Here is an 8,046-nt window from a genome sequence, read left to right on the forward strand (position 1 = left end):
CAAAAGTTGGATTTTACACGCAGCGTGTTCTTTGCATGCGAGGCACCTTTGTGAAAGAATTGCGCCAACTTAAAATTTTGCAGGATTTCTATGCTCGATCGTGAAGGCTATCGCCCGAACGTCGGCATCATCCTCTGTAACGCAAAGAACGAGGTTTTCTGGGGTAAGCGCATACGGGAGCATTCCTGGCAGTTTCCGCAAGGTGGCATCAAGCGTGGCGAAACGCCCGAAGAGGCCATGTACCGTGAGCTGTATGAAGAGGTCGGGCTGCGTCCCGAGCATGTGCGTATCCTTGGGCGAACCAAAGGCTGGCTGCGTTATGAGGTGCCGACACACTGGATCAAGCGCGAATGGCGCGGGTCTTACAAAGGGCAGAAGCAGATATGGTTTTTGTTGCGCCTGGCTGGGCGTGACAGCGATATCAGTTTGCGTGCAACCAACAAGCCGGAGTTCGATGCCTGGCGCTGGAACGACTACTGGATTCCGCTCGATGCGGTCATTGAGTTCAAGCGCACGGTGTATGAGCAGGCTTTGAACGAGCTTGTTCGCTTTGTCGATCTCGATCGGCGAGTACGACACAAGCGCCCGGGTACGCTGGCGGACGAGGGTGAGTCCGCTGCGGTCGACGAGGAGTAATCGTGGTTTTTCTGCTCAGAATGTTTGCTGTCGGGTGCGGGCTGTTTTTCGCCAGCGCAGCGGGGGCAAGCTTCGAGGAGGATTACGAGGTGAAGCCGTGGCAGGAAATAGAAGTGGCCCTGCCTGCGGCTCCGGCTCGTGAGTCCTTGTTGCCGTTTTATGTCAGTGCCGCAACCGATAATCGGTTTTTTGTCGATGCAGCAACGTTGACCGTGGCAAGCGACGGTGTGGTGCGCTATGTCCTCAAGGTGGTTTCTTCGGAAGGGGCTGTAACGGTCAGTTTTGAAGGAATGCGCTGTGAAACCAGGGAGCGCCGAATCTATGCTTCCGGACGTAGCGACGGGTCGTGGTCGAAGTCGCGCAACAACCAGTGGTCGTCAATTCGCGATGCAGCCAGCAATCGACAGTACGCAGCTTTGTTTGGTGATTACTTCTGCCCTGACGGAGCGATTGTTCGTAATGCAGATGAGGCGGTGCGGGCGCTTCGACGCGGTGGTCACACCGATATAAGAGGGTATTGAAGACATGCTTCTGGATCAGGCAATCATTGAGTTTGATCGAGGATTAAAAACGGTCTTTGCATCGGCTCGAAGTGTCCGGGCTACGCCCGGTGCCGCTTTGTCCGAGGCGCCTCTTGATGCCAGTGAGCGTAGCCACGCCGCGGGCCTTATGCGCATCAATCATTGTGGCGAGGTGTGTGCCCAGGCGCTCTATCAGGGACAGTCGCTGACCTCGCGCGATCCATTGATCCGTGAGTCCTTGCGCGAAGCAGCGCATGAGGAAACCGAGCACCTGGCCTGGACCGAGCAGCGATTGGCTGAGTTGGGGAGTGCCAAGAGCGCCCTCAATCCCTTGTTGTATCTGGGCGCATTGTCTTTTGGTGTGTTGGCTGGCGTGCTAGGGGACAAGTGGAATCTTGGGTTCCTGGCCGAAACCGAGCGCCAGGTTGAGGCGCATCTTGATGGTCATTTGCGTGAATTGCCGGCGCTGGATCAGCGGTCACGAGCCATCGTTGCGCAAATGCGCCTCGACGAAATCCGGCATGCCGAGGCGGCGGTCAATCTTGGTGCTGCAGAGCTGCCTGCGCCGGTCAAAGGTGCGATGCGATTGGCAGCCAAAGTGATGACTACGGCTGCCTATCGAATCTAAAAGCCAGGTTGCCTCAGGCTTCTTCGATGATTTCGAAGTCGTGGGTGATCGTGGCGGTTTTGCCGACCATGATCGAGGCAGAACAATATTTATCCTTGGATAGTTCAATCGCTCGTGCCACCGCATCGGGCTTGAGGTTTTTGCCTTTTACCCGGTAATGAAAGTGAATGTGCGTAAACACTTTGGGATCAGTGTCGGCGCGTTCGGCTTTCAGGCTGACATCGCACGCAGTAACGGCTTGCCGTCCCTTTTTTAGAATCAAGACGACGTCAAACGCACTGCACCCTCCGGTGCCGGCAAGAACCATTTCCATCGGGCGCAAACCCAGGTTCCGGCCCCCAGCCTCTGGCGCTCCATCCATTACGACGGCGTGTCCGCTCCCCGTTTCGGCAACGAACGACATTCCGGCATCATTTCCCATCCACCTGACAGTGCACTCCATCCATGTCTCCCTTGAAAGAGCGTGAATTCTAACGGATATCCTTGCCCGGGTTCGAATTCCTGGTTTTTGTGCGCCGCACCATTTTTTGCGGTGATGGGCTAGGGGGTTTGCTGCTTAATTTAATTCATTACTAAGATATGAATGGTATTCGAGTGTTATTTTTATTTTTAATTCAATGGTGTTTGATTTATAAATTCTATTTATTAGTAAATTGATTTAATTGTTGTGCAATGCACAAATTGCGCTTGTGGCGAAACGCGTTTATAGGCACAATGCGAAGCGTACGGACTAGGTTGCTTGGTTGGTTTTTGGGGCCTAGTTCAGATTTGTCTCCTCCACCCTCCTCCTTTGGTGTGGATTTAACGCGGCTCAGCGAGCCGCGTTTTTTTTGGCAACTCCCGGTGTTTTTGTTCAATGGCATTGACACCAGCCGCTTGGGTCGACTAGAATCCGCGCCTTTCTCCAATCTGCGCCCAATTTTTCAGGACAGCACACTTATATGAAAACGTTTTCCGCCAAGCCACATGAGGTGAAGCGCGAGTGGTTTGTGGTAGACGCCACAGACAAGGTGCTCGGCCGCCTCGCTACCGAAATTGCCCGCCGCCTGCGTGGCAAGCACAAGGCTATCTACACGCCGCACGTTGATACCGGCGATTTTATCGTCGTTACCAATGTCGACAAGATCACCGTTACCGGTAACAAAGCCGACGACAAGAAGTACTACCGTCACTCCGGTTATCCGGGCGGTATCTACGAAACGAACTTCAAGAAGATGCAGCAGCGTTTCCCGGGCCGCGCCCTCGAAACCGCCGTCAAGGGCATGCTTCCGAAGGGCCCGCTGGGCTACGCGATGCTCAAGAAGCTTAAGTGCTACGCCGGCGACCAGCATCCTCATACTGCCCAGCAGCCTCAGGCTCTGGAAATCTAAAGGATTATCATGGCTGATAGCTATTTCTACGGTACGGGTCGTCGCAAGAGCGCCGTTGCACGTGTATTCATGAAGCGTGGTTCTGGTGCGATTGTTGTTAACGGCAAGCCGATTGATCAGTTTTTCTCGCGTGAAACCGGTCGCATGATTGCTCGCCAGCCGCTGGCTTTGGTTGAGCAACTGAATGGTTTTGACATCAAGGTTAATGTCATCGGTGGTGGTGAGTCCGGTCAGGCCGGTGCTGTTCGTCACGGCATTACCCGCGCTTTGATTGAATACGACGCAGCATTGAAGCCGGCGCTTTCCAAGGCTGGTTTTGTTACTCGCGATGCACGTGAAGTCGAGCGTAAGAAAGTCGGTTTCCACAAAGCTCGTCGCCGCAAGCAATTCTCGAAGCGCTAATTTGCGCAACGAATTTAAAAAGCCGCCTTTGGGCGGCTTTTTTTCGTTTTGAATTACTATTTTTGCCATGTCCCGGTCGTGGTGATCGGGCTGCTTTCATATCTAAATGCTGAGGTGTGTGTATGCCATCACCTGCTGTGTCGTTGAGGCTGCGAAAGTTTCGGCGTCGTTTCGGTATTGCGGCACCCCGTCTTGTTGTTCGGCGGCATATCGCGTGGCCTTGGGTGGTTTTTCCGCTGGGAGCTTTGGTGCTCTGCTCTTTAGGTGGTTTTTTGTGGGTCTTGCAAAATAACCAGGCTGGTGTGCTGGAGCGAGAGTTGGCTGCTTTGCGCGCCCAGGTTTTGCATCAGGCTGATGAGTTGATGGTGCTGCGAGCAACCGCTGGAACGGAAAAGAATGCGGTGCATATTGAAAGAACTGCGCAGCAGGGGTTGCTTGCCAGGCTGAAAAGCGTGGAGGATGAAAATTCGCTGCTCAGAGAAGATGTGCGCTTGTTTGAGCGTTTGCTTTTGTCCTCCGATGAGGAGGCGGCTGTCCGGATTGAGGGATTTCGTGTCGTTCCTGATGGTGCGGGGCGATATCGGTATCGTTTGATACTATTTTTTAAGCCAGCAAAGCAGGCGCCTGAATTTCGCGGTCGACTCCAGTTTTTGGTCTCATTTGAACAAGAGGGCAAAATTCAGCGATTGTCACTGCCGGAGAAAAAGGAATTGGCATCCACTTCTCTCGTTGAGTTCAAAACGATGTTGCGTCGTGAGGGTGTGGTTGAGATTCCGGAGGGGGCGGTCTTGAGGGGGGTGGAAGTGCGGGTCTTGCAGGGTGATACACTCAGGGCCAACAAGATCGCTCAATATTAGTAGGGGGTGTCGTGTTTGGTAAAAAAGCTGACAGCAAGCCGCAAGGAAGGATTGATAGCCTGATTGGTGCGGGAACTCTGATCGAGGGCAATATCCGATTTTCGGGAGGCTTGAGAATTGATGGGGAAGTGAGAGGGGCTGTTCTTGCCGGGGAGGGGGCTTCGTCGTCTACGCTGGTTTTAAGTGAGAGCGGGCGTATTGAGGGGGCGGTGTCGGTTGCTCACTTGGTAATCAATGGCACGGTGGTTGGCCCGGTGAGTGCATTTGAGTCGCTTGAGATGCAATCCCGTTCACGTATTATTGGTGATGTTGAGTACTTGATGGTTGAGATGCACCAAGGCGCGGTCATCGAAGGGCGCTTGGTTCATCTTGCGGTGCAGATGGAGGAACTAAAGTCTGCGCCAGTCGCCTAATGATATTGACCGGGTTTGTGTCCCCAATCATAATTTTGCAAAATTTTTCAGGAGCATTCGCATGAGCGCAGTTGTAGAGAATATTTCCCCGTTTGTTTTTACAGACAGTGCTGCTAACAAGGTCAAGGAGTTGATTGAAGAAGAGGGTAATCCTAGTCTCAAGCTGCGTGTCTTTGTTACCGGCGGTGGTTGCTCCGGTTTTCAGTACGGCTTCACGTTCGATGAGGAAGTGAATGAAGACGATACGACCATGGAAAAGAATGGCGTGACCTTGCTGATTGACCCGATGAGCTACCAATATCTTGTTGGTGCCGAAATTGATTACTCCGAAGGGCTTGAGGGATCGCAGTTTGTGATTCGCAATCCGAATGCGTCATCAACCTGTGGGTGCGGTTCTTCTTTTTCGGCTTAGGACTCTTCTGGGCGAAAACAAAGGCGACTTAGGTCGCCTTTGTTTTTTCAGAAAGCGCTTGACTGCGATTTTAGTGTGTATATAATTCGCCCTCTTCGCTGCTGCCGGGGTTTCCGGCGGAAGGGAAGAAGAAGTTGGTAGGAAAAAAGAAGTGAGAAAGTGCTTGACGAGATGTAGGAAGTGCTTCATAATCTCGCTTCTCTGCTGCAGACGAATCGAAAGAAACGGCGCGGTAGCGATCTTTAAAAATTTGAACAACCGATAGGTGTGGGTGCCTTGATGCGAAGCGACGCAAGTCGCAAAAAAGTATTAAGGCAATCACACGGATGGAGAGATCCATCGAGGTAGAAGTAAAAATTCTACCGTCAGTGAATTGCGAGTGTTTTGGATTGAACTGAAGAGTTTGATCCTGGCTCAGATTGAACGCTGGCGGCATGCCTTACACATGCAAGTCGAACGGTAACAGGGAGCTTGCTCCGCTGACGAGTGGCGAACGGGTGAGTAATGTATCGGAACGTACCTTTCAGTGGGGGATAACGTAGCGAAAGTTACGCTAATACCGCATATTCTGTGAGCAGGAAAGCAGGGGACCTTCGGGCCTTGCGCTGATTGAGCGGCTGATATCAGATTAGCTAGTTGGTGAGGTAAAGGCTCACCAAGGCGACGATCTGTAGCGGGTCTGAGAGGATGATCCGCCACACTGGAACTGAGACACGGTCCAGACTCCTACGGGAGGCAGCAGTGGGGAATTTTGGACAATGGGGGCAACCCTGATCCAGCCATGCCGCGTGAGTGAAGAAGGCCTTCGGGTTGTAAAGCTCTTTCGGCCGGGAAAAAATCGCATGGGCTAATACCCTGTGTGGATGATGGTACCGGAATAAGAAGCACCGGCTAACTACGTGCCAGCAGCCGCGGTAATACGTAGGGTGCGAGCGTTAATCGGAATTACTGGGCGTAAAGCGTGCGCAGGCGGTTTTTTAAGACAGGCGTGAAATCCCCGGGCTCAACCTGGGAACTGCGCTTGTGACTGGAAGGCTAGAGTACGGCAGAGGGGGGTGGAATTCCACGTGTAGCAGTGAAATGCGTAGAGATGTGGAGGAACACCAATGGCGAAGGCAGCCCCCTGGGTCGATACTGACGCTCATGCACGAAAGCGTGGGGAGCAAACAGGATTAGATACCCTGGTAGTCCACGCCCTAAACGATGTCAACTAGGTGTTGGGTGGGTAAAACCATTTAGTACCGGAGCTAACGCGTGAAGTTGACCGCCTGGGGAGTACGGCCGCAAGGTTAAAACTCAAAGGAATTGACGGGGACCCGCACAAGCGGTGGATGATGTGGATTAATTCGATGCAACGCGAAAAACCTTACCTACCCTTGACATGTTCAGAATCCCGAAGAGATTTGGGAGTGCCCGAAAGGGAGCTGGAACACAGGTGCTGCATGGCTGTCGTCAGCTCGTGTCGTGAGATGTTGGGTTAAGTCCCGCAACGAGCGCAACCCTTGTCGTTAATTGCCATCATTTAGTTGGGCACTTTAACGAGACTGCCGGTGACAAACCGGAGGAAGGTGGGGATGACGTCAAGTCCTCATGGCCCTTATGGGTAGGGCTTCACACGTCATACAATGGTCGGTACAGAGGGTTGCCAAGCCGCGAGGTGGAGCCAATCCCAGAAAGCCGATCGTAGTCCGGATCGTAGGCTGCAACTCGCCTGCGTGAAGTCGGAATCGCTAGTAATCGCGGATCAGCATGTCGCGGTGAATACGTTCCCGGGTCTTGTACACACCGCCCGTCACACCATGGGAGCGGGTTCCGCCAGAAGTAGGTAGCCTAACCGCAAGGGGGGCGCTTACCACGGCGGGGTTCGTGACTGGGGTGAAGTCGTAACAAGGTAGCCGTAGGGGAACCTGCGGCTGGATCACCTCCTTTCTAGAGAAAGCATCTCTGGCACCCACAACCTATCGGTTGTTCAGTAGTGGCAACAGACGAGGGTCTGTAGCTCAGTCGGTTAGAGCACCGTCTTGATAAGGCGGGGGTCGTTGGTTCGATTCCAACCAGACCCACCAACGTCTAAACACGGGGGATTAGCTCAGCTGGGAGAGCACCTGCTTTGCAAGCAGGGGGTCAACGGTTCGATCCCGTTATCCTCCACCAAAACCTAAAGATAAGCATGGGTGTTTATCTTTGGCTTTTGGAAACGAAATGCCACGCTCTTTAACAAATTGGAAGAAGGTTGTATTGCTGATGCTGATGAGGCATTGGCAGTACGTTGTGATTGCATCGATCGTTATTTCTTAGTCGGGATAACGGTCGCACAAAGATTTGCCTGTAGCCGCTCTCGCGAGAGAGGACAAGGTTATAGGATCAAGCGACTAAGTGCATGTGGTGGATGCCTTGGCGATCACAGGCGATGAAGGACGTGCAAGCCTGCGAAAAGCGGGGGGGAGCTGGCAATGAAGCTTTGATCCCCCGATATCCGAATGGGGAAACCCGGCCAGCAATGGTCATCTTTATCTGAATACATAGGATATTGAAGCGAACCCGGTGAACTGAAACATCTAAGTAGCCGGAGGAAAAGAAATCAACCGAGATTCCCCTAGTAGTGGCGAGCGAACGGGGAAGAGCCTGCTAGTGATAGCGGAACTGTTAGAAGAACGGAATGGAAAGTCCGGCCGTAGTGGGTGATAGCCCCGTATTCGAAAACAGATCCGTGGTACTAAGTTAGCGAAAAGTAGGGCGGGGCACGTGAAACCTTGTCTGAACATGGGGGGACCATCCTCCAAGGCTAAATACTCGTGATCGACCGA

Annotated in this window: 9 protein-coding genes, 2 tRNA genes and 2 rRNA genes (1 of these 13 only partly in view); 12 read left to right on the forward strand and 1 reads right to left on the reverse strand. The window is 52.9% G+C overall.

What is annotated here, in order from left to right:
- Positions 1 to 90 precede the first annotated feature (90 nt).
- Genes GBK02_RS05235 through coq7 form a run of 3 tightly spaced genes read left to right on the forward strand, consistent with a single transcriptional unit; the run spans position 91 to position 1,785 of the window.
- Entirely contained in the window at positions 91 to 636 is a 546-nt protein-coding gene (locus tag GBK02_RS05235; protein ID WP_203468694.1) for an RNA pyrophosphohydrolase, read from the forward strand.
- A 2-nt stretch (positions 637 to 638) separates the two neighbouring features.
- Complete coding sequence (locus GBK02_RS05240; protein WP_239003180.1) at positions 639 to 1,157, forward strand: CNP1-like family protein; 519 nt, start codon at positions 639 to 641, stop codon at positions 1,155 to 1,157.
- 4 nt (positions 1,158 to 1,161) lie between these two features.
- Entirely contained in the window at positions 1,162 to 1,785 is a 624-nt protein-coding gene (gene coq7 / locus GBK02_RS05245; RefSeq protein ID WP_203468695.1) for a 2-polyprenyl-3-methyl-6-methoxy-1,4-benzoquinone monooxygenase, read from the forward strand.
- Positions 1,786 to 1,798: 13 nt separating this feature from the next.
- On the opposite strand, the gene GBK02_RS05250 is transcribed toward coq7, so the two are convergent.
- Positions 1,799 to 2,227 carry an OsmC family protein gene (locus GBK02_RS05250; protein ID WP_203468696.1) on the reverse strand — a complete coding sequence of 143 codons (429 nt, stop codon included), beginning with the start codon at positions 2,225 to 2,227 and terminating at the stop codon, positions 1,799 to 1,801.
- 499 nt (positions 2,228 to 2,726) lie between these two features.
- On the opposite strand from GBK02_RS05250, the gene rplM reads away from it, so the two are divergent.
- From rplM to GBK02_RS05295, 9 genes are all read left to right on the forward strand, one after another.
- Positions 2,727 to 3,155 (forward strand): 50S ribosomal protein L13, encoded by a 429-nt coding sequence (rplM, locus tag GBK02_RS05255; RefSeq protein WP_203468697.1) that lies wholly within the window; start codon positions 2,727 to 2,729, stop codon positions 3,153 to 3,155.
- Between the two features lie 9 nt (positions 3,156 to 3,164).
- Positions 3,165 to 3,557, forward strand: a complete 393-nt coding sequence (gene rpsI / locus GBK02_RS05260) for a 30S ribosomal protein S9 (protein WP_203468698.1) — start codon at positions 3,165 to 3,167, stop codon at positions 3,555 to 3,557.
- Between the two features lie 122 nt (positions 3,558 to 3,679).
- Positions 3,680 to 4,414, forward strand: coding sequence for a DUF6776 family protein (locus GBK02_RS05265; protein WP_203468699.1), 735 nt, complete (start codon positions 3,680 to 3,682; stop codon positions 4,412 to 4,414).
- A gap of 11 nt (positions 4,415 to 4,425) precedes the next feature.
- Positions 4,426 to 4,827 (forward strand): polymer-forming cytoskeletal protein, encoded by a 402-nt coding sequence (locus GBK02_RS05270; RefSeq protein WP_203468700.1) that lies wholly within the window; start codon positions 4,426 to 4,428, stop codon positions 4,825 to 4,827.
- Positions 4,828 to 4,888: 61 nt separating this feature from the next.
- The gene (gene erpA, locus GBK02_RS05275; protein ID WP_203468701.1) at positions 4,889 to 5,239 is read left to right on the forward strand and encodes an iron-sulfur cluster insertion protein ErpA; all 351 of its coding nucleotides are present in this window, start codon (positions 4,889 to 4,891) and stop codon (positions 5,237 to 5,239) included.
- 391 nt (positions 5,240 to 5,630) lie between these two features.
- Positions 5,631 to 7,168: ribosomal RNA gene (locus GBK02_RS05280) — 16S ribosomal RNA — on the forward strand.
- A gap of 60 nt (positions 7,169 to 7,228) precedes the next feature.
- Positions 7,229 to 7,305, forward strand: a tRNA-Ile gene (locus GBK02_RS05285).
- 12 nt (positions 7,306 to 7,317) lie between these two features.
- Positions 7,318 to 7,393 (forward strand) — tRNA-Ala (locus GBK02_RS05290).
- 208 nt (positions 7,394 to 7,601) lie between these two features.
- Positions 7,602 to 8,046: ribosomal RNA gene (locus GBK02_RS05295) — 23S ribosomal RNA — on the forward strand; it runs 2,435 nt beyond the window's last position.
- The 16S and 23S rRNA genes sit together here with 2 tRNA genes alongside, the layout of an rRNA operon.

The organism is Dechloromonas sp. TW-R-39-2, from assembly GCF_016864195.1.
In the GTDB taxonomy this organism is placed as follows: domain Bacteria; phylum Pseudomonadota; class Gammaproteobacteria; order Burkholderiales; family Rhodocyclaceae; genus Azonexus.